Here is a 25181-nt window from a genome sequence, read left to right on the forward strand (position 1 = left end):
GCTTTCAACGTATCAGGACTGGCCCTGGCGCAGCTGTTCGAAGAAGCACACGGCGGCGCAGGCGGCCACGTTCAGCGATTCGATCTGGCCCAGGTGGGGAATGACCACCTGGTGCGTGGCCATCGACAGCAGGTCGTCGGCCACGCCCTGCCCTTCATGGCCGAACAGCCAGGCCACGGGCTGGCGCAGGTCGACGTCGTACAAGCGCTGCGTGGCATAGCCGCTGGTGGCCAGGGTCGCCACCTTCGCGCTGGAAACCAGCGCGGCCAGGTCGACGTTTTCAAAGATGTCGAGCACGAAGTGCGCGCCCATCGCCGCGCGCAGCACCTTCGGCGACCAGCAGAAAGCCGTGCCGGCGCTGCAGTACACCTGCGTGATGCCGGCGGCGGCCGCGCTGCGCAGGATGGACCCCACGTTGCCCGGGTCTTGCAGGTTATCGAGCAGCACGGCCGACACGCTCAGGGGCTGTGTGACGGCCCGTTCCGGCGTCTCGATGAGGAACATCACACCCACGCCGTGTTCCACCTGGCTGACCGCGTTGTACAGCGCATCGGGCAAGCCCAGCACATGTGCGCGCTGGCTTTCCAGCTGGCCGACGATGTCCGCCACTTCCGGGTTCTGCAAGGCGCTTTCGCTGACGATGCATTGTTCCGGCATGCCGCGCAGCTGCAGGTAGGACTGGCACAGGTGCACGCCATCGAGCAGGGTGCGGCCCGACTTGCGGCGCGCCTGCGAACTGCCCGCCAGCTTCAGCAAGTCCTTGTATTGCGCATTGTCGCGCGAAGTGATCGTCTTCATGCCACCACCTCCTGCGCGCCGAACAGCGCAATGACGTTGCGCACGGGCGCGAACGAACGGCGGTGCACGGGCGAGGCGCCGTGCAGGTGCAGCCGCTCCAGGTGCAGCTTGGTGCCATAGCCCTTGTGCTGGTCGAAGCAGTACTCGGGATAGGCCGCATGCAGGTGCACGAGGGCCGCGTCGCGCGCCGTCTTGGCCAGGATGGAGGCGGCGGAAATCGCATCGACCTTGTGGTCGCCGCCGATGATGGCCATGCCGCGTACCGGCATCACGGGGCAGCGGTTGCCGTCGATCAGGGCCAGGGTCGGCACGGTCGCCAAGGCTTCGACGGCGCGGCGCATGGCCAGCATCGATGCCTGCAGGATGTTCAGGCGGTCGATTTCCTCTTCCGACGCTTCGGCAATGGCCCAGGCCAGGGCCTTGGCCTTGATCTGCGGCGCCAGCAGGTCGCGTTTGGCTTCGGTGAGCTTTTTCGAATCGCGCAAGCCGTCGATGGGCTGGTTCGGATCGAGGATCACGGCGGCGGCGAAGACGGGGCCGGCCAGCGGGCCGCGCCCTGCCTCGTCGACGCCGCAAACGATTTCGTCGGGCGAGAATGGCAAGTCGTCAAACAGGCCGGGATAGATATTTTTCACGTTGAGTCTTTGGTTGGTACGGCGGTTGAAGCGGTGATCGGGAGTTACTTGCGGTTGGCAGCGATGACCTGCATGACCGCGTTGGCGCTCTCGCGCGCACTGTCGCGCAGCAGGCTGTGATGCATGTCAGTGAAGCGCTGCACCAGGCGCAGGCGCCCGGGCACGTCGCTCAGCTGCTGCCACATGGCCTCGGCCAGCGCTTCGGGGCTGGCCGCATTCTGCAGCAGCTCGGGCACCAGGTAGTCGCGCGCCAGGATATTCGGCAAGCCTATCCACGGCTGGTAGCCCATGTGGCGCATGATTTCCCACGAGGCGCGCATCATCTTGTAGGCGATGACCATGGGCTTCTTGTACAGCGCCACTTCCAGCGACGCCGTGCCCGACGCCACCAGCACCGCATCGGCGGCGCAGATGGCCGTGTGCGAGCCGCCATCGGTCAGCAATATCTCGACGTCCTGCAGGCCCGCTTCGCGGACCAGCTGCAGGAAGTACTGGCGCTGCTTCTCGCCGGCCATGGGCGCGACGAAACGCAGGGAGCGGTCGCGCGCCAGCAGCAGCTTGCAGGCAGCCACGAATGCCACCGCATTGTATTTGAGTTCGCCCATGCGGCTGCCCGGCATCAGGGTCACCACATTGGCGTCTTCCGGCAAGCCCAGGGTGCGGCGCGCGGCCGCCTCGTCGGGCTGCAGGGGTATCATTTCGGCCAGCGGATGGCCCACATAGGTGACGGGCACGCCCGCCTTGCGGTAGATCTCTTCCTCGAACGGGAAGATCACCAGCATGTGCGAAACGGCCTTGATGATTTTCTTGATGCGTCCGCCGCGCCAGGCCCAGATCTGCGGCCCGATGTAATGCACGGTGGGGATGCCGCCTTGCTTCAGCTGCTGCTCCAGACCCAGGTTGAAGCCCGGGTAGTCGGCGCCGATGAAGACGGCGGGCCGCTCGGCCAGCAGCTGGTCGCGCAGCGCGTTCTGGATGCCCTTGATTTCGCGGTAGCGGGGAATGATCTCGAACAGGCCCCGTACCGTCAGCTTGTCCAGCGGCCAGTCGGAAACAAATCCCTGTTTGGCCATGTGCTCGCCGCCGATGCCGTGGAAGCGTGCGCCGGGCAGCTGCGGCACGAGGCCGGACAGCAGCCGGCTGGCCAGCAGGTCGCCCGACACCTCGCCGGCGACGATGGCGACCGACAGGCCGCTGGCCTGGTCAGCGGACGATGCCACGCGACGCCACGCCAAGGAATTCGCGCATGGAGCGAATGTGTTCCGCCACGTCGGGCGACGACGCCGCTTCTTCTTCGAACAGGGCTGCCTTGGATTCTTCCAGGGTCAGGCCGGAACGATAGATGATTTTGTACGCGGCGCGGATGCCGTTGATCTGTTCGCGCGTAAAGCCGCGGCGCTTCAGGCCTTCGATATTCACGCCATGCGCTTGCGCCGGATTGCCGTTCAACAGCACGAACGGCGGCACGTCCTGCGTCAGGCTGGTGCTCATGCCGACAAAGGCGTGTGCGCCGATCTTGCAGAACTGGTGCACATTGGCGAAACCGCTCATGATGACCCAGTCGCCGATTTCCACGTGGCCCGCCAGCTGGGCATTGTTCGAGAAAATCGTGTTGTTGCCCACCAGGCAGTCGTGCGCCAGGTGCACATACGCCGAAATCCAGTTGTCATTGCCCAGGCGCGTGACGCCGCCACCCTGCACGGTTCCCGTGTTGAAGGTGCAGAATTCGCGGATGGTATTGCGGTCGCCGATTTCCAGGCGCGTCGCCTCGCCCGCCCATTTCTTATCCTGCGGCTGCGCGCCGATGGAGGAAAACTGGAACAGGTGGTTGTCGCTGCCGATCGTCGTATGGCCGTCGATGACCACGTGCGGGCCGACCCTGGTACCGGCGCCGATGCGCACGTGCGGACCGATGATGGTGTACGGACCCACCTCGACCGAGCTGTCGAGCTCGGCCTTCGGATCGATGACTGCCGTGGAGTGGATGGCCGCCATTACTGCCCCGCTGGCTGGCTCGCAGACTGGCTCGCATCCTGCGCGCTGCGGATGGTGCACATCAGTTCCGCTTCCAGCGCCACTTTGCCGTCGACGGAACCGACTGCCTTGTATTTCCAGATGCCGCGCGAGACGCGCAGGATTTCCACGTCCATCTTCAGCTGGTCGCCCGGTTCGACAGGACGCTTGAAGCGCGCATTGTCGATGCCGACGAAGTACACCACCGAATTCTCGTCCGGTTTCACGCCCATCGACAGGAACGACAGCAAGGCCGCCGTCTGCGCCAGCGCTTCGATCATCAGCACGCCCGGCATGACCGGCTTGTGCGGGAAGTGCCCCTGGAAGAACTCTTCGTTCACCGTCACGTTCTTGATGGCGGTGATGGTCTTGTTCGCTTCCCAGTCCAGTACGCGATCAACCAGCAGCAGCGGATAGCGGTGCGGCAGCAGCGATTTGATGGCCAGGATGTCGAGGGTCTTTTTTTCAGTAGTCATTTTTCGTCTTGCGTGGTCAGTGTTTTAATTGTTTTTTCAAGCGTGCGGATCTTCTCGCGCATGCTTGACAGGTTGCGCACGATGGCGGCGCTCTTTTCCCAGTCGGCGTTCTTGGCCAGCGGATAAAAACCCGTGTACTGGCCCGGTTCCGCGATCGAGCGCGAGACCATGCTGCCCGAGCCCACGTGGACGCGGTCGGCGATCGTCAAATGGCCCAGCACCATGGCGGCGCCGCCAAAGGTGCAGTACTTGCCGATGATGGCGCTGCCGGCCACGCCGACGCAGCCGGCCATGGCCGTGTGCGCGCCGATATGGCAGTTGTGGCCGATCTGGATCTGGTTATCGAGCTTGACGCCGTCTTCGATGATGGTGTCGGCCAGTGCGCCGCGGTCGATGGTGGTGTTGGCGCCGATGTCGACATCGTCACCGATCACCACCCTGCCCGTCTGCGGGATCTTGATGTACACGCCGCCCTCGTTGGCGAAGCCGAATCCGTCGGTGCCGATCACGGCGCCCGAATGGATGATGCCGCGCTGGCCGATCACGCAGCGCGCATGGAACGTCACGTTGGCCAGCAGTTGCGTGCCCGCGCCGATGACGGCATCGCGGCCCACCACGCAGCCAGGGCCGATGACGCAGCCGGCGCCAATCACGGCGCCCGCTTCGATCACCGCGTGCACGCCGATGGAGGCGCTGGCATCGACTTGCGCGCTGGCGTCCACAAAGGCGCTCGGATGGATGCCGGCCGGGGCCTTGATCTCGTGCAGGGCGGCGAAATACTGCGCCGCGCGCGCGAAATAGACATAGGGATTCGGTGTGACGATGCGCGCGCCCGCGTACTCGGCGCCGATCAGCGCGTCGTCGGCCGGCGTGAGGATCAGCGCGGCGGCGCCGCTCTGGGCGGCCTGTGCGCGGAATTTACTATTGCTGAGAAAGCTGATGTGCGAAGCGCCGGCGTCGGCCAGCGGTGCGATCCCTGTCACTTCCAGGTTGGGATCTCCCGCCAATTGCCCACCGAAGCGTTCGACCAAGTCTCCTAGTCGAGTGCCCATCTGATTACCTTTATAAATACGCCTGCCAGTGCACGCAGCGCATGCACTGGCAGGCTTCAAACCGTGTCGATTACTTGTCCAGCGCCTTCAAGACCTTGTCGGTAATGTCGATGCGCGGGCTGGCCCACAGGGCTTCCTGCAGCACGATGTCATAGCCTTCGATATGCGCCATCTGCTGGATGATGGTGTTGGCTTTTTCCGCGATGGCGCTGCGCTCTTCGTTCGTGCGCTGGCTCAGGTCTTCGCGGAACTCGCGCTGGCGGCGTTGCAGCTCCTTGTCCAGCTCGAAAAACTCGCGCTGGCGCTTGGCGCGCTCCGCCTCGCTCAGGGTCGGCATATCCTTTTCCAGCGCTTCGTTGGCGACCTTGAAGCGGGCCGCCAGTTCCTGCACGGCCTTTTCGCGCGAGCGGAACTCTTCGGCCAGCTTGGCGCTGGCCAGCTTGGCCAGCCTTGATTCGTTATAAATACGTTCGCTGCTGATCCAGGCGATCTTCGACTCCTGAGCCTGCGCCTGCACCGGCAACAGCGAACTCCAGCACAATGCGATCACGGCAAGGGACTTGGGCAGGGTAGCGGATGCGGTGTTCATGATACTCCATGGTCAAAAAGTAAAAGCTGTCGCCCCCGTTCAGATGGCCGGTTAGAAACCGGTACCCATCTGGAACTGGAAGCGCTCCAGGCGGTCCGTCGGCTTGGCGTTCAGCGGCTTGGCATAGCTCAGCTTGAGCGGGCCCACCGGCGAAATCCAGCTGATGCCCAAGCCAGCAGAATAGCGCAATTGCGAGATCCGCATTTTTTCGCCTTCCTGGTAGACCTGGCCGCCGTCAAGGAAACCGAACCAGCGCAGGCTGCGGTCATTGCCCGAACCGGGGAATGGCATCTGCAGTTCCGCGTTGCCGATCAGGCGCGACGCGCCGCCCAGTGCATCGTTGGTGCTCGGTTCGACCGCGCCCAGCGAAGAACTCAGGTAGCCGCGGACCGAACCGATACCGCCGCCGTAGAAGTTCTTGAAGACGGGGTACACGTGATTGCCGATACCGTGGCCGTAATCGATCTCGCCCTTCAGCGCCAGGGTGACCTTGCTGAACAGCGGACGGAAATACTGGTGCTCATAGATGGCACGGAAGTATTTCTGGTCGCCGATCAGGTCAGCCTCCAGATTGACGCGCTGGTAGCGGCCGATCGATGGCGTCAGGGCGCTGTCGCGGCTGTCGCGCTGCCATGCCGCCGTCAGCGGGATGGAATTCGTGGTAGCCGAACCGATACCGTCCGACGGGCCGCCATTGTCGATCACGTACTGCTTGAAGCGGATCGGGCTGGTGATGTCCGTTTCGATGCGCGAACGCTCGGCGCCGATGCCGAAGAAGACGGTGTCGACTTCCGAGAACGGCACGCCGAAGCTGACGCGGCCACCCGTTTGCTTGATCTTGTAGCTGCCGATGTTCAGCGCCGGCGGTTCCGTCGTACGCAGGTAGACTTCGAAACTGCGCGAAATGCCATCGTCCGTATAGTACGGATTGGTTTGCGAAAACGCAATCGTACGGCTGTAATGGCTGGTATTGAGTTCGATGCCCACCGTGTTGCCGCTACCGGCGAAGTTGGCCTGCGAAATCGATGCCGACAAGGTGAACTTCTCCGACTGCGAGAACGCGCCGCCGATCAGGAAGTTACCCGTCGGCTTTTCCACCACCGTCACGTTGACGTCGACCTGGTCGGTCGTGCCCTGCGCTTCCGGCGTGTCGATGGTCACGTCCTTGAAGTAGCCCAGGCGGTCGACGCGGTCGCGCGACAGCTTGATCTTGTTGCTGTCATACCAGGACGATTCGAACTGGCGGAATTCGCGGCGGATGACTTCATCGCGCGTGGTGGTGTTGCCGGCGATATTCATGTGGCGCACATACACGCGCTTGCCCGGATCGATGAAGAAGGTAAAGCCCACTTCATGCTTTTCGCGGTTGATTTCCGGATTCGCGTTGACGTTGGCAAAGGCATAGCCGAACGTGGCCAGGCGGTCCTGGATGCGCTTGTTCGTGGCCGTCAGGCGCGCGCCCGAATAGATCTCGCCTTCGCGCATCAGGTTCAGGGCTTTCAGCTCCTCTTCGCGGCCGAACATCTCGCCTTCGAACTTGGTGCCGGCGATCTTGTACTTCTCGCCTTCGGTGATATTGATGGTCAGGTAGATATCTTTTTTATCGGGCGTGATCGACACTTGCGTCGAGTCGACCTGCATCTCGATATAGCCGCGGTCCAGGTAGTAGGACTTGAGCGACTCGATGTCGCCCGTCAGCTTGGTCTTCGAATACTGATCGGCCTTGGTGTACCAGCTGAACCAGCCGCCCGTGTTCAGGGCCAGCTGTTCGCGCAATTCCTTGTCGCTGAAGGCCTTGTTGCCGACGATGTTGATCTGCTTGATGCGGGCCACGTCGCCCTCGTCGACGGCAAACACCACGTTGACGCGGTTGCGCTCGATCGGCGTGACGGTGGTGGTGATCTTCACGCCGTACAGGCCATGCGACAGGTACTGGCGCTTGAGCTCCTGTTCCGCGCGGTCGACGGACGCCTTGTCGAAGATCTTGGCTTCACCGACGCCGATTTCCTTCAGCGCCTTGACCAGCACGTCCTTTTCAAATTCCTTGGTGCCGGTAAATTCCACGGAAGCGATGGCCGGGCGTTCCTCGACCAGCACCACCAGCACGTCGCCGTCGACTTCCAGGCGCACATCCTTGAAAAAACCCGTCGCATACAGGGCTTTGATGGCGGCGACACTCTTCTCGTCGGAGAACGTCTCGCCCACGCGCACCGGCAGGTAGCTGAAAACAGTGCCCGCTTCAGTACGCTGGATCCCTTCGACCCGGATATCCTTGACAGTGAATGGCTGGACGGCCAGCGCGTGGCCGGCACAGAAGGCCATGACGGCAGCGCCGATCAGGCTGCGACGAAAGGAAGGCAAGGCAAAACGAGCAGAATGTAATTTCATTGGGGTTATTCAATGGGTAAATCAATGGACAACATACACAAAAGATTGCTTGTGCGACTCACGCAATGGCATCAACCACGGCCCTAATTCAGCAATCGCAACACGTCATTAAAGACGGCAAGCACCATCAAGGTCAGCAACAAACCGATCCCCAGGCGCTGGGCAATCTCGCCTACGCGCTCCGGCAAGGGGCGTCCGGTCAAAACTTCCAGCGAATAATACAGCAAATGCCCGCCATCCAGAACAGGAATGGGTAGCAAATTCATCACGCCCAGACTGATACTGATGAAGGCGATGAAGCTCAGGTAGCTCACCAGGCCGATGCGCGCCGTCTGGCCCGCGTAATCGGCGATGGTAATGGGACCCGTCACATTCTTCAGCGAGACCTGGCCGGTGATCATTTTACCCAGCATTTTCAGGCTCATGACACTGGTATCCCAGACCTTGGCGGACGCCTTGCCCACGGCAGAAAACGGTCCGGAGGCCACGGTGATCATATCCGGCACCTGTCCCAGCTTTGCCTGGATCTTACCAACTGTTACAGCTCCCTCTGCTCCTGTGCCCGGCACGGCGTCCGGCGTGATGGCCAAGGTCAGGTCTTGGCCCTGGCGCAAGAGCTGCAATTGCAAGGTCCGGCCCGGCGCCTGGCTCAGGGTGGCGATGACGGCCGCCACGTCGTGCACGGGCTGCTCGTCGATGGCCAGCAGCTCGTCGCCCTTCTGCAGGCCGGCGCGCGCGGCAGCGCCGCCTGGCATGATTTCCATCAGGGTGGGCGCCGAACGGGCCAGGGTCAGGCCCAGCTTGCCCAGCACGTCGCCTTCCAGGTCCGTTTCCGTCAGGCTCGCCGTCGGCAAGGTCGCTTCCTGCTGGCCCCGGTCGGGACGGCGCACTTCGATGCGCGCCGGCTGCTTGTCGAGGGCGGCCTGGATCAGTTCCCAGCGCAGCTCGGACCAGCTGGCCACGGCCTTGCCATTCACCGCCTCGACCGTATCGCCGCTGCGCAAGCCTGCCGTATAGGCAGCCGTCTGCTCGGCCACGGGGCCCAGCTTGCTCGACGGCTCTTCGATGCCATGCATGAACAGGCCAGCGTACAGCACGATGGCGACGAGGAAATTGGCCAGCGGGCCGGCCGCCACGATGGCGATGCGGCGCCACACGCTCTGGCGCGTGAATTCGCGGCGCAATTCGCTTTCCGGCAAGTCGCTGAGGTCTTGTGCGCGGCTGTCGAGCATGCTGACATAGCCGCCCAGCGGCAGCGCGGAAATCGCCCATTCCGTCTGGTCCTTGCCAAACTTGCGCGAATACACCACTTTTCCCATGCCGATCGAAAAACGCAGCACCTTCACGCCGCACCAGCGCGCCACCAGATAGTGGCCCAGCTCGTGCAAGGTGATCAGTGAACCGAGCGCGACGATAAAGGCCAGCAAGGTAGTGATGAGCGTCATGCAGCCAGCCTTTGGGCGATATACGCGTGGGCGGCAGCGCGGGCCAGGCGGTCCTGCTCCATCACGGCCTCGATGCTGGAGGCGGCGCCATGCGGCACCGTCTCGATCACATGCGCGATGACGCGGTCGATCTGGCGGAAGCCGATCTGTTCGTCGAGGAAGGCTTGCACGGCCACTTCATTGGCCGCGTTGAGCAGGGCCGGCGCCGTGCCGCCTGCGCGCAAGGCGTCGAACGCCAGCGCCAGGCAGGGGAAACGGCGGAAATCGGGACGTTCGAACTGCAAGGTGGCCACCTGGGCCAGGTCCAGCTGCGCCACGCCGGAAGCGATACGCTGCGGATACGCGAGCGCATGGGCGATGGGCGTGCGCATGTCGGGATTGCCCAGCTGGGCCAGCACAGAACCGTCGATGTACGACACCATCGAATGGATCACGCTTTGCGGATGGATCAGCACCTCGATCTGCTCGGCCGGGGCGCCGAACAGCCAGTGGGCCTCGATCACTTCCAGGCCCTTGTTCATCATGGTGGCCGAATCGACGGAAATCTTGCGTCCCATGGCCCAGGTCGGGTGCTTGCAGGCCTGGTCCGGCGTGACCTTGTCCAGCGTCTCGACGTCGCGCGTGAGGAAGGGGCCGCCGGACGCCGTCAGCACGATCTTTGCCACGCCGGCGGCGCCTGGCGCGCGGCCATGGGCGTGCGGCATGCATTGGAAGATTGCGTTGTGCTCGCTGTCGATGGGCAGCAGCACGGCGCCGTTGTCGTGCACGGCGTCGATGAACAGCTGGCCCGACATGACCAGTGCTTCCTTATTGGCCAGTAATACTTTCTTTCCGGCACGTGCCGCCGCCAAGGTGGGCGCCAGGCCGGCCGCACCGACGATGGCCGCCATCACGCCCGTCACCTGCGGCGCGCTGGCAATGGCGCACAGGGCCGCCTCGCCATACTCGACTTGCGTATCGACGCCCTGCCCGCGCAGCAAGCGCGTCAGTTCAAGGGCCGCGTCAGCCGTGGCGACGACGGCGCGCTGGGGACGGAACTGCAGGCACTGGGCGGCCAGTTCGGCCACACGGGTATGCGCGCTCAGCGCATACACGCTGTATTGCTCGGGATGACGCGCGAGCACGTCCAGGGTAGACACGCCGATCGAACCGGTGGCGCCAAGGATGGTGATGTATTGCATGAGTTTCCTTAAAGCCAGCTGGCCACGAGGGCGGCAAATGGCAAGACCGGGATCAGTGCGTCGATACGGTCGAGTACGCCGCCATGGCCAGGCAGCAGGTTGCTGCTGTCCTTGATGCCGGCGCGGCGCTTCAATTGGGATTCGAACAGGTCGCCGACGATGCTGGCGGCGACGATCAGCAGCAGCACCAGCAAGGCGACCAGCCATCCGCGGCGCAATTGCAGCTGCACGGCGAAGGTGTCTTGCAGGACCGGCAGCGATGGCGCGGCAACGATGGTGATGGCGGCGATGACGAGCACGGCGATGCCGCCGCCGATGGCGCCCTCCCAGGATTTCCCCGGGGAAATACTTGGCGCCAGCTTGCGCTTGCCGAAAGCCTTGCCCGAGAAATACGCGCCGATATCGGCGATCCAGACGAGCGCCATCACGGACAGCAGGTACAGCGGGCTATGCAGGAACAAGGCGATGATGGCGACGAAGCAGCCGACGATGGTGACCGGATAGACCAGGCTGAGCAAGGTATTGCCCAGGCCTTCGGTGGGCGACAAGCCCGTCGCCAGCGAGGGCACGAAGCGGATCAGCCAGATGGCCACGCACAGGGCGAACCAGAAATTGAGCTGCGCCATGCCGTTGCCGACAAAAAACGTATAAGCGAAGGCAGCAGTCCAGACGGCGGCGATCAGCAGCGCCTGGCGATTTTTGAAAATGCGGAAGCTTTCCCATACGGCGGCGCCGAAGAACGCCGTGGCGATCACGGCGAAGGCGGGGAAATAATTCAGATACAGAACCGGCAGCAAGACCGCCAACAAGACCAGGGCGGTGATTATCCGTGTTTTCAGCATCAGTTTGTCTTTTCAGTTAGTTGCGCGCTGGTACGGCCAAAGCGCCGTTCGCGCTGCTGGTAAGACGCGATTGCCGCGTCGAGGCACTCGTCATTGAAGTCGGGCCAGAAGGTTTCGGTGAAAAACAACTCAGTGTACGCCAGTTGCCACAGCAGGAAATTGGAGATGCGCTGTTCCCCGCCCGTGCGGATGAACAGGTCGGGCTCGGGCGCATAGGCCATGGCCAGGTGCGGCGCCAATTGCTCTTCCGTGTATGCGTGCGTGGCGGGCTGGCCGTTGGCGGCAGCCTCGGCCGTCATTTTGTTGACTGCCTGCATGATGTCCCATCGGCCGCCATAGTTGGCGCAGATGGTCACCGTCAGGCGCGTATTGCGTGCCGTCTTGCGTTCCGCATTGGCGATCAGCGTTTGCAGCTGCTCATTAAAGCGCGACAGGTCGCCCACGACTTTCAGGCGGATGTCGTTGGCATGCATCTTGACCACTTCGCGTTCCAGCATGGTGACGAACAGGCGCATCAGCATCGACACCTCTTCTTCCGGGCGTCGCCAGTTTTCCGAGCTGAAGGCAAACAGGGTCAGATACTCGACGCCCCGCTCGAGACAGGTCTCGACGACGCCGCGCACGGCGTCGGCGCCCTTGACGTGGCCAGCCACGCGGGGCAGGAAGCGTTTGGTTGCCCAGCGGCCATTGCCATCCATAATGATTGCCACATGGCGCGGCACCGTGCCCACCTCGGGTACTGCCGTTGTCGAACTCGAATAGATCATGAAAACACGAATACCAAAAATAAAAGATAACTATTATGCGCCAAATAGCACTGCCCGGAAAAGCCATGCTTTCCCGGGCAGCGTCAAAAGAACTGAAAACTAGACCGTCAGCACTTCTTTTTCTTTGTCGACCACCATCTTGTCGATGTCGGCGATAAACTTGTCCGTCAGTTTCTGCACTTCTTCCGACGAGCGGCGCTCATCATCCTCGGAGCAGGCTTTTTCCTTGACCAGTTTCTTCAGCGACTCGTTTGCATCGCGGCGAATGTTACGCACGGCAATCTTCGCGTCTTCCGCTTCGCTCTTGACCAGCTTGACCATTTCCTTGCGGCGCTCTTCCGTCAGCGGCGGCGTCGGAACGCGGATCAGGTCACCCTGTGCCGACGGGTTCAAGCCCAGGTCCGCGTCGCGGATGGCTTTTTCGACGGTCGAAGCCATTTTCTTTTCGTATGGCTGCACACCGATGGTGCGTGCATCGATCAGGGTCACGTTGGCCACCTGGGTCAGCGCCGTCGGCGAACCGTAGTAGTCGACCATCACGTGGTCCAGGATACCCGTATGGGCGCGGCCGGTACGCACTTTGGCCAGGTCGGCCCGCAGTGTTTCCAGCGATTTCGTCATACGTTCCTGGGCGTTCTTTTTAACGTCAGCTAAGGACATGCTGCTCTCCAATCTTGATAACAATGAATATTCTACTTTGCCGGATTCAGCAAACAAACCCGCGCAGTCGGGAGTGCCGAAACCGTTCAGGGCAAGGCGCAGAACCGAAGACGCTACGAATAGTACATAACGTGGATCAGGCGCCGCAACGCAACCATGGACGGTTCTCGGTGCTCCTTATTTCTATACGTGGACCAGCGTGCCTTCATCCTCGCCCATGATGACGCGCATCAGCGCGCCTGGCTTGGTGATCGAAAACACCTTGATCGGCAGCTTCTGGTCGCGGCACAGGGCGAATGCGGTGGCATCCATCACTTGCAGGTGCTTGGCGATGGCGTCGTCGAACGTAATCGTGTTGAACAGGGTGGCGTTCGGATCCTTCTTCGGATCGGCCGTGTAGACGCCGTCGACCTTAGTGGCCTTCAGGACGATCTCGGCGCTGATCTCGGAACCGCGCAGGGCAGCTGCCGTGTCGGTGGTAAAGAACGGGTTGCCCGTGCCGGCGGCGAAGACCACAACCTTACCTTCTTCCAGGTATTGCAGGGCTTTCGGGCGGACGTACGGCTCGACGACTTGTTCGATGCCGATGGCCGACATGACGCGCGCGGTGATGCCCACGTGGCGCATGGCATCGGCCAGGGCCAGTGCGTTCATCACGGTGGCAAGCATGCCCATGTAGTCGGCGGTGGCACGGTCCATGCCTTGCGCGCCAGGCGCGACGCCGCGGAAGATATTGCCGCCGCCAATCACGATTGCCAGTTCCACACCCAACTTCGCCACCTCGGCCACATCGGCCACCATGCGCTCGATCGTGGCGCGGTTGATGCCGTAGGGATCATCGCCCATCAGGGCTTCGCCGGACAACTTGAGGAGGACGCGCTTGTAGGCTGGTTTTGACATGAGCTGGGGCTCCATAAATGAGGTTATTCGAGTATGACATGGCGCAGCGCCTTGCAGCGCCGGATAGGCGCGCGGGGCTGCCCATGCCGCCGCCCGGCACGACAGGTGCGGGCGGGCCAAAAAAACGGGCCTCTCGGCCCGCTTTACTTACGCTCCCTGGGAGGCAGCCATCTGTGCTGCGACTTCTGCTGCGAAGTCGTCTTGCTTCTTCTCGATGCCCTCGCCCACTACGTACATGGCGAAACCTTTGACGCTGGTGTTAGCCGCCTTCAGCATTTGCTCAACCGACAGCTTGTCGTTTTTCACGAAAGCCTGGTTCAGCAGGGACACTTCTTTCAGGTACTTCTGTACGGAACCTTCCAGGCGCTTGGCCAGGATTTCCGGCGATTGCGCTGGCTTGCCTTCGGCGGCCGCTTTGGCTGCGTCTTCTTCGGCTTTCAGTTGTGCAACCGAACGCTCTTTTTCGATCAGTTCCGCAGGAACTTGCTCGGACGACAACGACACTGGCTTCATTGCAGCAATGTGCATGGCCACGTCTTTGCCCACTTGCTCATCGGCGCCGTCGAATTCGACGATCACGCCAATGCGCGAACCGTGCAGGTACGAAGCCAGCTTGGCGCTGGTTTCGAAACGCTGGAAGCGGCGGATGGTCATGTTTTCGCCGATTTTGCCGATCAGGGCAGCGCGCACGTCTTCCAGGGTCTTGCCATCGAGTGGCAGGGCCAGCAGGGCAGCTACGTCAGCCGGGTTGTGTTCTGCTACCAGACGGGCAGCGTTGTTGGCCAGTGCCAGGAAATCGTCGTTTTTCGCAACGAAGTCGGTTTCCGAGTTCACTTCGACCAGGGCGCCTACGCCATTGGCGATGTAGGTTGCCACGACGCCTTCAGCGGTGATGCGTGCCGATGCTTTCGATGCCTTGCCGCCCAGTTTGACGCGCAGGATCTCTTCCGCACGAGCCATGTCGCCATCGGCTTCGGTCAGTGCTTTTTTGCATTCCATCATTGGTGCGTCGGTTTTGCCGCGCAATTCGCCTACCATCGCTGCTGTAATCGCTGCCATGTGTTTCTCCTGATTCGGTGAGTCGATAGTCGCGGCCGGGCATGCATGCCTCGCCAGCGGTCACTATCGTTTTTTTGTTAAAAAAAAGGGGGAGCTGCTGCCACCCCTTTTCCCTTACTGCTGTGCTTACAAACGGCTATCTTGCGATAGCCTGGCCATTAAGCCTGTTCGTTTACTTCGACGAATTCGTCGCCAGCGGCTGCTTTAACCATTTCAACAACTTCGTTACCGGCAGCTGCACGGCCTTCGATGATTGCGTCAGCAACACCGCGAGCGTACAACATGATGGCTTTCGAGGAGTCATCGTTACCTGGGATCACGAAGTTCACGCCTTCTGGGGAGTGGTTGGTATCGACAACGCCGATGACCGGGATACCCAGTTTAGCTGCTTCGGTGATCGCACCTTTGTGGTAGCCGACGTCCACAACGAAGATTGCGTCAGGAATGCCGCCCATGTCCTTGATGCCGCCGATCGATTTTTGCAGCTTGATCATTTCGCGGGAGAACATCAGCGCTTCTTTTTTCGACAGCTTCTCGATCGAACCGTCTTCGATCATCGCTTCCATGTCCTTCAGGCGCTTGATCGAGGTTTTGATCGTTTTGAAGTTGGTCAGCATACCGCCCAACCAACGTTGATCAACGAAAGGCACGCCAGCGCGTTGTGCTTCAGCAGCGATGATTTCGCGAGCTTGACGCTTGGTGCCAACCATCAGGATGGTGCCACGGTTTGCAGCCAGTTGACGCACGTGCTTCATTGCGTCCTGGTACATCGCCATGGTTTTTTCCAGGTTGATGATGTGGATCTTGTTGCGATGGCCGAAGATGAACGGCGCCATTTTTGGATTCCAAAAACGGGTTTGGTGACCAAAGTGGACACCGGCTTCCAGCATTTCGCGCATTGTTACGGACATTATTAACTCCAGGGTTGGGTCTGGAATCCGATCAGTCACCATACAGGCACCCTTGTCGACCGGATTCGCGTGTTTATATAAAATTAAAGACACTGTTTTACTGCATTGCTCAAAAGAGAATTCAAGCAACCCGGGATTCTACACCGAAATGCCCGCCGCATCAAGTGCGCGCGACAAATCGCCTGCCCTGCAGAAACAGCCCTTGCACCAGCGTGGTGCAAGGCGCGGCGGCGGCGCTTGCCGATCGCTATTTCCCCCACAAAACCCGGCCCGCCCATAGGAAGGAGGCGGCGGATTCAGGGCGCCTCGTTTATAATTTCGACATATTTGCAGACTTTCCCTCCCTTGCGCAGGAATCGTCTGTGCTTTTCACCCCGAATTCTTGCAGATTGCGAATTACACCATGTCCACCATCCGTATCAATACCGCCGCCGACATCGAAGGCATGCGCGTTGCCGGCAAGCTCGGCGCCGAAGTACTCGACTACATCACCCCCTTCGTCAAGGTGGGTGTCACGACGGGCGAACTGGACCGCCTGTGCCATGAATACATGGTCAACGTGCAAGGCACCATCCCTGCCCCGCTGAACTATTGCCCGCCCGGCTACACGCCCTACCCGAAGGCCATCTGCACGTCCGTCAACGACGTCATCTGCCACGGCATTCCCGGCGACAAGGTCTTGAAAAGCGGCGACTCCGTCAACCTCGACATCACCGTCATCAAGGATGGCTACCACGGCGACAACAGCCGCATGTTCCTCGTCGGCACGCCGACCATCCTGGCCAAGCGCCTGTCGGAAATCACCTATGAATGCATGTGGCTGGGCATCGACCAGATCAAGCCCGGCGCCCACCTGGGCGATATCGGCCACGCCATCCAGCAGCATGCGGAAAAAGCCGGCTACAGCGTGGTGCGCGAATTCTGCGGCCACGGCATCGGCAAGGTCTTCCATGAAGAACCGCAAGTGTTGCATTACGGCAAACCTGGCACCCTGGAACGCCTGGAAGCGGGCATGATTTTCACCGTGGAACCGATGATCAACTCGGGCCGCCGCGAAATCCGCGAAATGAACGACGGCTGGACCATCAAAACCAAGGACCGCAGCCTGTCGGCGCAATGGGAACACACGGTGCTGGTGACGGAAACGGGCTATGAAGTGCTGACCGTCTCGCCCGGCATGCCGCCACCGCCGGCCCTGATCCTGAACAAAGCCTGATACTCCACCGCACGCACCGCCACCCAGGGCCCAGATGAAAAAGCAAGTTCGGGAACAGCTGAAACAGCAACTGAAAGCCGACCGCCAGGTCGTCATCGGGGCCTTCCAGGCCGACGGCAAGCCTGAAAAACTGTTGCGCAGCCTGCGCCACAGCGTCGATGGCGTGCTGGCGCGCGCGTGGCAGGAGGCAGGTTTGCCGCCCGGCACGGCCCTCGTGGGCGTGGGCGGCTATGGCCGCGGCGAACTGTTCCCCTATTCCGATGTCGACCTGCTGATCCTGCTGCAGCAGGCGCCCGATGCGGCCACGCAGGAAAAACTCGAGGAACTGGTGCAACTGCTGTGGGACCTGGGCCTGGAAATCGGCCACAGCATCCGCACGGTGGACGAATGCCTGGTCGAATCGAAGGCCGACATCACCGTGCAAACGAGCTTGCTCGAGGCGCGCCTCGTGTGCGGCAATGCCGAGCTGTTCGCGCAATTGCAGCAGCGCTATGACGCGGCCATGGACCCGCAGGCATTCTTCCAGGCAAAAACGGCGGAAATGCGCCAGCGCCACGCCAAATACGAAGACACGGCTTTCAGCCTGGAACCGAATTGCAAGGAAAGCCCGGGCGGCTTGCGCGACCTGCAGGTCATCCTGTGGGTGGCCAAGGCGGCCGGCCTGGCCAATTCCTGGCGCACCCTGGCCACGGGCGGCCTGATCACCCTGACGGAAGCGCGCCAGCTGATGGAAAAGGAGCGCGCCTTCAAGGATATCCGCGTGCGCCTGCACCTGCATGCGGGCCGGCGCGAAGACCGCCTCGTGTTCGACGTGCAGACGGCCATCGCCGAATCGCTGGGCTTGCAGGCCACGGGCAGCGGGCCGCACATGCGCCGCGCCAGCGAATTCCTCATGCAGCGCTATTACTGGGCCGCCAAGACGGTGACCCAGCTCAACACCATTCTGCTGCAAAACATCGAAGCGCGCCTGTTTCCGCAGGACGATGTGGCCCTGCCCATCAACGCACGCTTCAATGAAGTCAACAGCCTGATCGATATCAGCGCCGACGATACGTTTGAGCAATATCCGTCAGCCATGCTGGAAGTCTTCGTGCTGATGACGGAACGCCCCGCCCTGAAGGGCATGACGTCGCGCGCCACGCGGGCCCTGTGGCACGCGCGCTTCAAGATCGACGCCGCCTTCCGCCAGGACCCCGTCAACCGCGCCCTCTTCCTGCGCATCATGCAAGCCCCGGTCGGCATCATCCATGCGCTGCGTCGCATGAACGAGATGAGCATCCTGGGGCGCTACCTGCCGAATTTCCGCCGCATCGTGGGCCAGATGCAGCACGACCTGTTCCACGTGTACACGGTCGACCAGCATATTTTGATGGTGGTGCGCAATATGCGCCGCTTCACCATGAGCGAACATGCGCACGAATATCCGTTCTGCAGCCAGCTGATGGCCGATTTCTCGCAATCGTGGCTGCTGTACGTGGCGGCCCTGTTCCACGACATCGCCAAGGGCCGCGGCGGCGACCATTCCAAGCTGGGCGTGGCCGACGCCACCCAGTTCTGCCAGGACCACGGCTTGTCCGCCGAGGACACGGAACTGGTAGCTTTCCTGGTGGAAAATCACCTGACCATGTCGCAAGTGGCGCAGAAGCAGGACCTGTCCGATCCGGACGTCATCGCCGCGTTCGCGAAAGTGGTCAAGGACGAGCGCCACCTGACGGGCCTGTACCTGCTGACGGTGGCCGACATCCGCGGCACCAGCCCGAAAGTGTGGAATGCCTGGAAGGGCAAGCTGCTGGAAGACCTGTACAAGATCACCCTGCGCGTGCTGGGCGGCGAGCCGCACACGGCCGACCGCGAACTGAAGAACCGCCAGCAGGAAGCGCTGGCCACCCTGCGCCTGTACGGCTTGCCGCCGGACGCCCACCTGAAGCTGTGGCAGCAGCTGGACGTGGCGTATTTCCTGCGCCACGACGCCTCCGACATCGCCTGGCAGACGCGCTCGCTGTATGACAAGCTCGACAGCAAGTTGCCGGTGGTAAAATGCCGGCTGGCGCCCATCGGCGAAGGCTTGCAGGTGGCCGTGTACATTCCCGACCAGCCCGACCTGTTCGCGCGCATCTGCAGCTATTTCGACCGCAAGAACTTCAGCATCCTCGACGCGAAGATCCACACGACCAAGAATGGCTATGCGCTCGACACCTTCCTCGTCACGGAGCAGAACTTCGCCAAGAGCTACCGCGACATCATCAGCCTGATCGAGCATGAGCTGGGCGAGCTGCTGCAGTCGCAAACGCCGCTGCCGCCGCCGGGCAAGGGACGGCTGTCGCGCCTGTCGCGCACCTTCCCCTTCCAGCCGACGGTGGACTTGCGGCCCGACGAAAAAGGCCAGTACTACCTGCTGTCGGTGGCCGCCAACGACCGCACGGGCCTGCTGTATGCGATCGCCAATGTGCTGACCAAATACCGCATCAACCTGCACACGGCCAAGATCATGACCCTGGGCGAGCGGGTCGAAGACGTGTTCCTCGTCGACGGTCCCGCGCTCAACAATGCCCGCAACCAGATATTGCTGGAAACCGATTTACTCGATGCGCTGAAAGTGTAAGCTTTCCGCGCAGCGCCTACCCTTACTGAAACTGAAACAACATGACCGAAGAATTATTACGCTTGTCCAAACGCATGTCCGAACTGGGCCTGTGCTCGCGCCGCGAAGCCGATGAATGGATCGCGCGCGGCTGGGTCCGCGTAGATGGCAAGGTGGTGTCCGAGCTGGGCAGCAAAGTCTACCCGAGCCAGCGCGTCACCGTGGAACGCCAGGCGGCGGCCGAGCAATCGAAGCGCGTCACCGTGCTGATCAACAAACCCGTCGGCTATGTCAGCGGCCAGGCCGAAGACGGCTACACGCCTGCCGTGGCCCTGATCAAGGCGGAAAACCGCTGGGCGGAAGACCGCAGCCCGGAACAGTTCCACCCCACGCAGCTGCGCAGCCTGGTGGCCGCCGGCCGCCTGGACATCGATTCCGTGGGCTTGCTGGTGCTGACGCAGGATGGGCGCGTGGCCAAGCAGCTGATCGGCCACGATACCGATATCGACAAGGAATACCTGGTGCGCGTCAGCTACACCAAGGGCGGCACCCTGCCCGACAGCGAGCTGAAAAAGCTCAACCACGGCCTGTGGCTCGACGGCAAGCCGCTGCTGCCGGCCAAGGTGCGCTGGCAAAATGAGGACCAGCTGAGCTTTACCCTGCGCGAAGGCAAGAAACGCCAGATCCGCCGCATGTGTGAAGCCGTGGGCCTGAAAGTGCTGGGGCTCAAACGCGTGCGCATCGGCAAGGTCAAGCTGGGCGACTTGCCGACGGGCCAGTGGCGCTACCTGAGCGCGGACGAACAGTTTTAAGCGACGGCATCAAGGCGGCATGCCGCGTGGCATGCCAGGCTACATAAGCAACAGGAATATAGTGATATAAAATCAATTATTGTGATTTACTTAGTAAATATTGCCTTAAACCTATACACTATTCCCCATTAGAACAAAAGAGATACGCTGTCGTGAACGATCCCATCCCCAATCCCCTGCGCAAGGGCGCGCCCAGCCTGGCCGACGTGGCCGAGCCGATGGCGCCCGGCACCAAGCCGCACCATATGAGCGACCCGTGGGATATCGGCGAAACCCTGTGCAGCCTGGCTGATAACGGCGACGCCATTTCCATCTACCCGACGGGCGGCGAAGACGTCATCATGGCGCGCATCCTGTCCGTCGATGACGACTTGCCGCAATTCGTGCTGGAACTCAATGAAGGCGCCACCCTGCCCGAAGGGGGCGCCACGTTTGTGTCGTGGGTGCAAAGCGCCAAGCTGCAATTTACGATCAATGGCGAATGGGAAGCGTATCCCGAGCGGCCCAACGTCTACCTGACCAACTTCCCCAGTCATTGCCTGGTGCTGGAGCGGCGCGAATCGGCGCGCCTGGAAACGCCGCTGGGCGTGTACTACCTGGCCGCCTTCGTGCTCGAAGGCCGGCCGTATGAATTGCAGCTGTACGATTTCTCGGCCGGCGGCATCGGCATGCGCGCCCACCCGCGCGACACGGTGGGCCTGTACGTGGGACGCAAGCTGTCGCGCGTGCGCCTGGAGCTGGGACCGGACAAGGTCATGATCGCCGACCTGGAAATCCGCCTGTCGCGCACCTTCCGCTCCTTCCTGCTGGGCGAGCAGGTGCAGATCGGCTGCCGCTTCCTGAACCTGACGGATGCCATGCAGGACGAGTTGAAAATGCTGCTCGATAACCTGGGCAGCAGCCGCAAGGTGCGCTAGCGCCCCTTCACGCATGAAAAATGGCCGCCCAGCTGATGCTGCGCGGCCATTTTTTGTACTCGTTCACTGCTATCGCCAGCAACATTTGGGGTCTGACCCGCCGGGTCAGACCCCAGGTGACGCAGCAATCAATCGTCGTCGTTGGGATCCAGATCAGGGAACATCACTTCCGTGTAACCGAATTGCGTAAAATCAACGATACGCATCGGATACAAAATACCGTGCAGGTGGTCCACTTCATGCTGCACCACGCGGGCATGGAAGCCGTCGCAGTCGCGGCTGATGGGCTGGCCAAACTGGTCCACGCCTTCATAGTGCAGCTCGCTCCAGCGCGGTACGCTACCGCGCAGGCCGGGCACGGACAGGCAACCTTCGAAACCCTCTTCCTTGCGCTCCGACAAAGGCGTCAGCACAGGGTTGATCAGCACGGTTTCCGGCACTTGCGGCGCATCGGGGTAGCGCAGATTCTGCTTGAAGCCGTAGATCACCAGCTGCAGGTTGACGCCGATCTGCGGCGCCGCCAGGCCCGCGCCATTGGCCGCATGCATGGTGTCGAACATGTCGGCGATCAAGGCATGCAATTCGGGGGTGTCGAAGTCACGTACGGGCTCGGCCATGCGCAGCAGGCGCGGATCGCCCATCTTCAGAATCTCGCGTACCGTCATTTTGCGTCCAGTGCCGATTGCAGTTCTTGCAGATAAGTACGGAAGGCAGCGCCCGTTTCCGCATGTTTCATGCCCATCGCCGTGGTTGCCTTCAGATAACCAAGCTTGGAGCCGCAGTCATAACGCTGCCCCTGGTAGCGGTAGGCCAGCACGCGCTCTTCGCGCATCAGGGCGGCGATGCCGTCCGTCAACTGGATTTCGCCGCCCGCGCCCGTGCCCAGGTTTTCCAGGTGGCCGAAGATGCGGCTGGTCAGCACATAGCGTCCCACCACGGCCAGGGTCGATGGCGCCTCTTCGGGTGCAGGCTTTTCCACGATGGCCGAGACCAGCTCCAGATCCGGTTGATAATTCTTTGCCGACACAATACCGTACTGTTTGGTTTCCGCGCGCGGCACGTCCTGCACGGCCAGCAGCGAGCAATTTTCATACTGGAAGACATCGGTCATCTGCGCCAGCACGGGGCGCACGCCCTCTTCCACATCCATGAAATCGTCGGCCAGCAAGACGGCAAATGGCTCGTCGCCGATCACGGGACGGGCGCACAGCACGGCATGCCCCAGGCCCAGCGGTGCCGACTGACGGATGTAAATGCAATTGATATGCTTGGGAATGACGTTTTGCACCATGTCGAGCAACTGGCGCTTGCCGGCCGCTTCCAGCTCCGACTCCAGCTCATATGCCGTATCGAAATGGTCTTCGATGGCGCGCTTGTTGCGCCCCGTGATGAAGATCATTTCCGTGATACCGGCCGCCACCGCTTCTTCCACGGCATACTGGATCAGCGGCTTATCGACGATGGGCAACATTTCTTTCGGCTGCGCCTTGGTCGCAGGCAAGAAACGGCTGCCCAGGCCGGCGACGGGAAAGACTGCTTTTCTGATTTTTTTCATGGGTCTTCTGTAATATTTCGAATGATTAATCCTGCGCGAGCAAGGCCAGCAAACCAGCCTCGTCGAGTATGGCCACGCCCAGTTCCTGGGCCTTGGCCAGCTTGCTGCCGGCGTCAGAGCCGGCCACGACATATCCTGTCTTCTTTGACACCGAGCCGCTGACCTTGCCACCGGCCGCTTCGATCAGCTCTGCCGCCTCGTCGCGGCTCATATTCGGCAAGGTGCCCGTCAGGACGAAGGTTTTGCCATCCAGCTTGCCGCCGGCGGCTGGCATTTCAGGCAATTGTGACAGCAATTCATCGCGCAGGGCGTCCAGTTGGACAAGCAGCCTGACATTGCTCTCATCGGCCAGCCATTGCGCCAGCGACTCGGCCACGGCGGCGGGCAAGCCGGCATGGAAGCTGGCGCCCTGCGCGGCCAGGCTGGCCAGGGTCACGCCCCGCTCCACCAGCTGCTTGCTGCGCGGCTCCGTCAGCTTGGGAATGCCGATGGCCGCCAGCAGCTTGGTCTGTTCCAGCTGCGCGCGCAGCTTGGCGCTGGGCGCGTGTTCGCCCTGCGGCGTGACACCCGCGTCAAGCAAAGCCTGCAGCGCCTGCTGATTCTTTTCCTCGGCAAAGAAATCGGCGATCGATACGGCCACCGTGCCGCCGATATCGGGCAGCACGCGCAGCAAGGCTGCCGGCGCCCGACGCACATGGTCCAAGCTGCCCAGCCATTCGGCCAGGGTCTTGGCCGTCGATTCGCCCACGTGACGGATGCCCAGCGCAAACAGGAAACGCTCCAGCGGCGGGCGCTTGCTTGCTTCGATACCGGCCAGCAAGTTTTCCGCCCATTTGGTGGGGATCTTGCCTTGTTGCACTGTTTCCGGTGTCGAACCATCGCGCTCGTCGGCGCGCAGCTTCATCTCCAGCAATTTATCCAGGGTCAGGCTGTACAGATCCGCCAGGCCATGCACGTATTCCAGTTCGACCAGCGTATCGATATACCGTTCGCCCAGGCCTTCGATATCCATCATGCGCCGGCCCGCAAAATGGCGGAACGCTTCCTTGCGCTGCGCCGAGCAGAACAGGCCGCCCGAGCAGCGCGCAATCGCCTCGCCCTCTTCGCGCACCACGTGCGAGCCGCACACGGGGCAGCTTTCCCGCATCTTGAACGGCGGCGGCGCCGGTTCCGGGCGCTTTTCCAGCACCACGGACAGCACCTCGGGAATCACGTCGCCGGCGCGCCGCACGACGACGGTATCGCCCACGCGCACATCCTTGCGCAGCACCTCATCTTCATTGTGCAAGGTGGCATTGGTCACCGTCACGCCGCCCACGGACACGGGCGCCAGGCGTGCCACGGGCGTCATGGCGCCCGTGCGGCCCACCTGGATGTCGATGCCCAGCACCACCGTCAGCGCTTCTTCGGCGGGGAACTTGTGCGCCAGCGCAAAACGGGGCGCGCGCGAGACAAAGCCCAGCTCCTGCTGGTCTTCCGTCGCGTTCACCTTGTAGACGACGCCATCGATTTCATACGGCAAGGCGGGACGGCGCGCGCCGATGTCCGCGTAGTAATCGAGCAAGCCCTGCGCGCCCTGCACCACCTTGCGCTCTTTCGACACGGGGATGCCCAGGGTGTCGTACCAGTCCAGCAAGGCCGAATGGGACACGGGCATGGCGGCGCCATCGAGGGCGCCGATGCCATACGCGTAGAAGCGCAGCTTGCGCTGCGCCGTGATGCGCGAATCAAGCTGGCGCAGGCTGCCCGCCGCCGCGTTGCGTGGATTGGCGAATTCCTTGTGCCCCGCTTCGCGCTGGCGTTCGTTCAGGCGGGCAAAGTCCGCCTTGAACATCATCACTTCGCCGCGCACGTCGAGCAAGGCCGGAATCCTGTCGCCCTGCAGGCGCAGCGGGATGCCGGCGATGGTGCGGATATTCGCCGTCACGTCTTCGCCCGTGGCGCCGTCGCCGCGCGTGGCGGCCTGCACGAACAGGCCGTGCTCATAGCGCAGGTTGATGGCCAGGCCGTCGAACTTCACTTCGGCCGCATACGCGACGTCGTGCCCATCGAGTTCCAGGCCTTCGCGCACGCGACGGTCGAAATTGACGATGTCGTCATCGGTGAAACCATTATTCAGGGACAACATCGGCACCGTGTGCACGACTTGCTCGAATTGCGGCAAGGGCGCCGCGCCCACGCGCAAGGTGGGCGAATCTGGCGTGCGCAAGTCCGGATGGGCCGCTTCCAGCGCCTGCAGTTCGACAAACAGCTTGTCGTACTCGGCGTCGGGAATGGTGGGATTGTCGAGCACGTGGTAGGCGTGCAGATGCCGATTGAGTTCGGCAGTGAGTGCCAGGACGCGCTGGGCGGCGTCCTGGTTGATCGGATCAGTCATTGTTGCG

Annotated in this window: 23 protein-coding genes; 4 read left to right on the forward strand and 19 right to left on the reverse strand. The window is 62.0% G+C overall.

The features are described 5' to 3' along the window. Positions 1-12: 12 nt before the first annotated feature. From VPH41_RS14770 to rpsB, 16 genes are all read right to left on the reverse strand, one after another. Entirely contained in the window at positions 13-798 is a 786-nt protein-coding gene (locus VPH41_RS14770; protein WP_328570611.1) for a TrmH family RNA methyltransferase, read from the reverse strand. Further along, positions 795-1433, reverse strand: coding sequence for a ribonuclease HII (rnhB, locus tag VPH41_RS14775; protein WP_328570612.1), 639 nt, complete (start codon positions 1431-1433; stop codon positions 795-797). Before rnhB ends, VPH41_RS14770 begins: the two co-directional genes overlap by 4 nt. Before the next feature lie 44 nt (positions 1434-1477). Beyond that, the gene (lpxB, locus tag VPH41_RS14780) at positions 1478-2653 is read right to left on the reverse strand and encodes a lipid-A-disaccharide synthase (RefSeq protein WP_328570613.1); all 1176 of its coding nucleotides are present in this window, start codon (positions 2651-2653) and stop codon (positions 1478-1480) included. Continuing rightward, positions 2637-3428 carry an acyl-ACP--UDP-N-acetylglucosamine O-acyltransferase gene (gene lpxA / locus VPH41_RS14785; RefSeq protein WP_328570614.1) on the reverse strand — a complete coding sequence of 264 codons (792 nt, stop codon included), beginning with the start codon at positions 3426-3428 and terminating at the stop codon, positions 2637-2639. The genes lpxB and lpxA overlap by 17 nt, the downstream gene beginning before the upstream one ends. Further along, a complete protein-coding gene (gene fabZ / locus VPH41_RS14790) occupies positions 3428-3922 on the reverse strand; it encodes a 3-hydroxyacyl-ACP dehydratase FabZ (protein WP_071077748.1) in 495 nt (164 codons plus the stop codon). Before fabZ ends, lpxA begins: the two co-directional genes overlap by 1 nt. Continuing rightward, the gene (gene lpxD / locus VPH41_RS14795; protein ID WP_328570615.1) at positions 3919-4974 is read right to left on the reverse strand and encodes a UDP-3-O-(3-hydroxymyristoyl)glucosamine N-acyltransferase; all 1056 of its coding nucleotides are present in this window, start codon (positions 4972-4974) and stop codon (positions 3919-3921) included. Before lpxD ends, fabZ begins: the two co-directional genes overlap by 4 nt. A gap of 70 nt (positions 4975-5044) precedes the next feature. After that, positions 5045-5563 carry an OmpH family outer membrane protein gene (locus tag VPH41_RS14800; RefSeq protein WP_071324020.1) on the reverse strand — a complete coding sequence of 173 codons (519 nt, stop codon included), beginning with the start codon at positions 5561-5563 and terminating at the stop codon, positions 5045-5047. Positions 5564-5614: 51 nt separating this feature from the next. After that, complete coding sequence (gene bamA, locus VPH41_RS14805) at positions 5615-7951, reverse strand: outer membrane protein assembly factor BamA (RefSeq protein ID WP_152283265.1); 2337 nt, start codon at positions 7949-7951, stop codon at positions 5615-5617. An 83-nt stretch (positions 7952-8034) separates the two neighbouring features. Continuing rightward, the gene (rseP, locus tag VPH41_RS14810) at positions 8035-9396 is read right to left on the reverse strand and encodes an RIP metalloprotease RseP (protein WP_328570616.1); all 1362 of its coding nucleotides are present in this window, start codon (positions 9394-9396) and stop codon (positions 8035-8037) included. After that, on the reverse strand, positions 9393-10577 hold the full coding sequence (ispC, locus tag VPH41_RS14815) for a 1-deoxy-D-xylulose-5-phosphate reductoisomerase (protein WP_152283263.1): 1185 nt from the start codon (positions 10575-10577) through the stop codon (positions 9393-9395). Before ispC ends, rseP begins: the two co-directional genes overlap by 4 nt. A gap of 8 nt (positions 10578-10585) precedes the next feature. Then, positions 10586-11419: a phosphatidate cytidylyltransferase gene (locus tag VPH41_RS14820; RefSeq protein ID WP_328570617.1), complete on the reverse strand. Its 834-nt coding sequence runs from the start codon at positions 11417-11419 to the stop codon at positions 10586-10588. Continuing rightward, positions 11419-12186, reverse strand: a complete 768-nt coding sequence (gene uppS / locus VPH41_RS14825) for a polyprenyl diphosphate synthase (protein WP_152255329.1) — start codon at positions 12184-12186, stop codon at positions 11419-11421. Before uppS ends, VPH41_RS14820 begins: the two co-directional genes overlap by 1 nt. A gap of 99 nt (positions 12187-12285) precedes the next feature. Then, positions 12286-12846, reverse strand: coding sequence for a ribosome recycling factor (frr, locus tag VPH41_RS14830; protein ID WP_092802600.1), 561 nt, complete (start codon positions 12844-12846; stop codon positions 12286-12288). Between the two features lie 183 nt (positions 12847-13029). Further along, complete coding sequence (gene pyrH / locus VPH41_RS14835) at positions 13030-13746, reverse strand: UMP kinase (RefSeq protein WP_092715775.1); 717 nt, start codon at positions 13744-13746, stop codon at positions 13030-13032. A 147-nt stretch (positions 13747-13893) separates the two neighbouring features. Further along, entirely contained in the window at positions 13894-14805 is a 912-nt protein-coding gene (tsf, locus tag VPH41_RS14840; protein WP_086145235.1) for a translation elongation factor Ts, read from the reverse strand. A 158-nt stretch (positions 14806-14963) separates the two neighbouring features. Beyond that, the gene (rpsB, locus tag VPH41_RS14845; protein ID WP_152283262.1) at positions 14964-15716 is read right to left on the reverse strand and encodes a 30S ribosomal protein S2; all 753 of its coding nucleotides are present in this window, start codon (positions 15714-15716) and stop codon (positions 14964-14966) included. Positions 15717-16119: 403 nt separating this feature from the next. On the opposite strand from rpsB, the gene map reads away from it, so the two are divergent. From map to VPH41_RS14865, 4 genes are all read left to right on the forward strand, one after another. After that, positions 16120-16932 (forward strand): type I methionyl aminopeptidase, encoded by an 813-nt coding sequence (gene map / locus VPH41_RS14850; RefSeq protein ID WP_035826955.1) that lies wholly within the window; start codon positions 16120-16122, stop codon positions 16930-16932. A 34-nt stretch (positions 16933-16966) separates the two neighbouring features. Beyond that, positions 16967-19534: a [protein-PII] uridylyltransferase gene (locus tag VPH41_RS14855; RefSeq protein ID WP_152283260.1), complete on the forward strand. Its 2568-nt coding sequence runs from the start codon at positions 16967-16969 to the stop codon at positions 19532-19534. Positions 19535-19575: 41 nt separating this feature from the next. Further along, positions 19576-20325, forward strand: coding sequence for a pseudouridine synthase (locus tag VPH41_RS14860; RefSeq protein ID WP_034752263.1), 750 nt, complete (start codon positions 19576-19578; stop codon positions 20323-20325). Between the two features lie 152 nt (positions 20326-20477). Then, entirely contained in the window at positions 20478-21242 is a 765-nt protein-coding gene (locus VPH41_RS14865) for a flagellar brake protein (protein WP_328570618.1), read from the forward strand. 128 nt (positions 21243-21370) lie between these two features. On the opposite strand, the gene def is transcribed toward VPH41_RS14865, so the two are convergent. The 3 genes from def to ligA are packed head-to-tail and all read right to left on the reverse strand — an operon-like array spanning position 21371 to position 25174. Then, complete coding sequence (def, locus tag VPH41_RS14870; RefSeq protein ID WP_152255325.1) at positions 21371-21907, reverse strand: peptide deformylase; 537 nt, start codon at positions 21905-21907, stop codon at positions 21371-21373. Continuing rightward, entirely contained in the window at positions 21904-22797 is an 894-nt protein-coding gene (gene galU / locus VPH41_RS14875) for a UTP--glucose-1-phosphate uridylyltransferase GalU (RefSeq protein WP_328570619.1), read from the reverse strand. Before galU ends, def begins: the two co-directional genes overlap by 4 nt. A gap of 25 nt (positions 22798-22822) precedes the next feature. Beyond that, positions 22823-25174 carry an NAD-dependent DNA ligase LigA gene (ligA, locus tag VPH41_RS14880; RefSeq protein ID WP_328570620.1) on the reverse strand — a complete coding sequence of 784 codons (2352 nt, stop codon included), beginning with the start codon at positions 25172-25174 and terminating at the stop codon, positions 22823-22825. Positions 25175-25181 lie beyond the last annotated feature (7 nt).

The organism is Janthinobacterium sp. P210006 (assembly GCF_036231885.1).
Lineage (GTDB): Bacteria > Pseudomonadota > Gammaproteobacteria > Burkholderiales > Burkholderiaceae_D > Janthinobacterium > Janthinobacterium violaceinigrum.

Bases quoted from the DNA above. Each gene is read 5' to 3' on its own strand.
- VPH41_RS14770 (WP_328570611.1), bottom strand. From the start codon at position 798: ATGAAGACGATCACTTCGCGCGACAATGCGCAATACAAGGACTTGCTG.
- lpxA (WP_328570614.1), bottom strand. From the start codon at position 3,428: ATGGCGGCCATCCACTCCACGGCAGTCATCGATCCGAAGGCCGAGCTC.
- fabZ (WP_071077748.1), bottom strand. From the start codon at position 3,922: ATGACTACTGAAAAAAAGACCCTCGACATCCTGGCCATCAAATCGCTG.
- lpxD (WP_328570615.1), bottom strand. From the start codon at position 4,974: ATGGGCACTCGACTAGGAGACTTGGTCGAACGCTTCGGTGGGCAATTG.
- VPH41_RS14800 (WP_071324020.1), bottom strand. From the start codon at position 5,563: ATGAACACCGCATCCGCTACCCTGCCCAAGTCCCTTGCCGTGATCGCA.
- bamA (WP_152283265.1), bottom strand. From the start codon at position 7,951: ATGAAATTACATTCTGCTCGTTTTGCCTTGCCTTCCTTTCGTCGCAGC.
- rseP (WP_328570616.1), bottom strand. From the start codon at position 9,396: ATGACGCTCATCACTACCTTGCTGGCCTTTATCGTCGCGCTCGGTTCA.
- ispC (WP_152283263.1), bottom strand. From the start codon at position 10,577: ATGCAATACATCACCATCCTTGGCGCCACCGGTTCGATCGGCGTGTCT.
- VPH41_RS14820 (WP_328570617.1), bottom strand. From the start codon at position 11,419: ATGCTGAAAACACGGATAATCACCGCCCTGGTCTTGTTGGCGGTCTTG.
- uppS (WP_152255329.1), bottom strand. From the start codon at position 12,186: ATGATCTATTCGAGTTCGACAACGGCAGTACCCGAGGTGGGCACGGTG.
- frr (WP_092802600.1), bottom strand. From the start codon at position 12,846: ATGTCCTTAGCTGACGTTAAAAAGAACGCCCAGGAACGTATGACGAAA.
- pyrH (WP_092715775.1), bottom strand. From the start codon at position 13,746: ATGTCAAAACCAGCCTACAAGCGCGTCCTCCTCAAGTTGTCCGGCGAA.
- tsf (WP_086145235.1), bottom strand. From the start codon at position 14,805: ATGGCAGCGATTACAGCAGCGATGGTAGGCGAATTGCGCGGCAAAACC.
- rpsB (WP_152283262.1), bottom strand. From the start codon at position 15,716: ATGTCCGTAACAATGCGCGAAATGCTGGAAGCCGGTGTCCACTTTGGT.
- map (WP_035826955.1), top strand. From the start codon at position 16,120: ATGTCCACCATCCGTATCAATACCGCCGCCGACATCGAAGGCATGCGC.
- VPH41_RS14855 (WP_152283260.1), top strand. From the start codon at position 16,967: ATGAAAAAGCAAGTTCGGGAACAGCTGAAACAGCAACTGAAAGCCGAC.
- VPH41_RS14860 (WP_034752263.1), top strand. From the start codon at position 19,576: ATGACCGAAGAATTATTACGCTTGTCCAAACGCATGTCCGAACTGGGC.
- def (WP_152255325.1), bottom strand. From the start codon at position 21,907: ATGACGGTACGCGAGATTCTGAAGATGGGCGATCCGCGCCTGCTGCGC.
- galU (WP_328570619.1), bottom strand. From the start codon at position 22,797: ATGAAAAAAATCAGAAAAGCAGTCTTTCCCGTCGCCGGCCTGGGCAGC.
- ligA (WP_328570620.1), bottom strand. From the start codon at position 25,174: ATGACTGATCCGATCAACCAGGACGCCGCCCAGCGCGTCCTGGCACTC.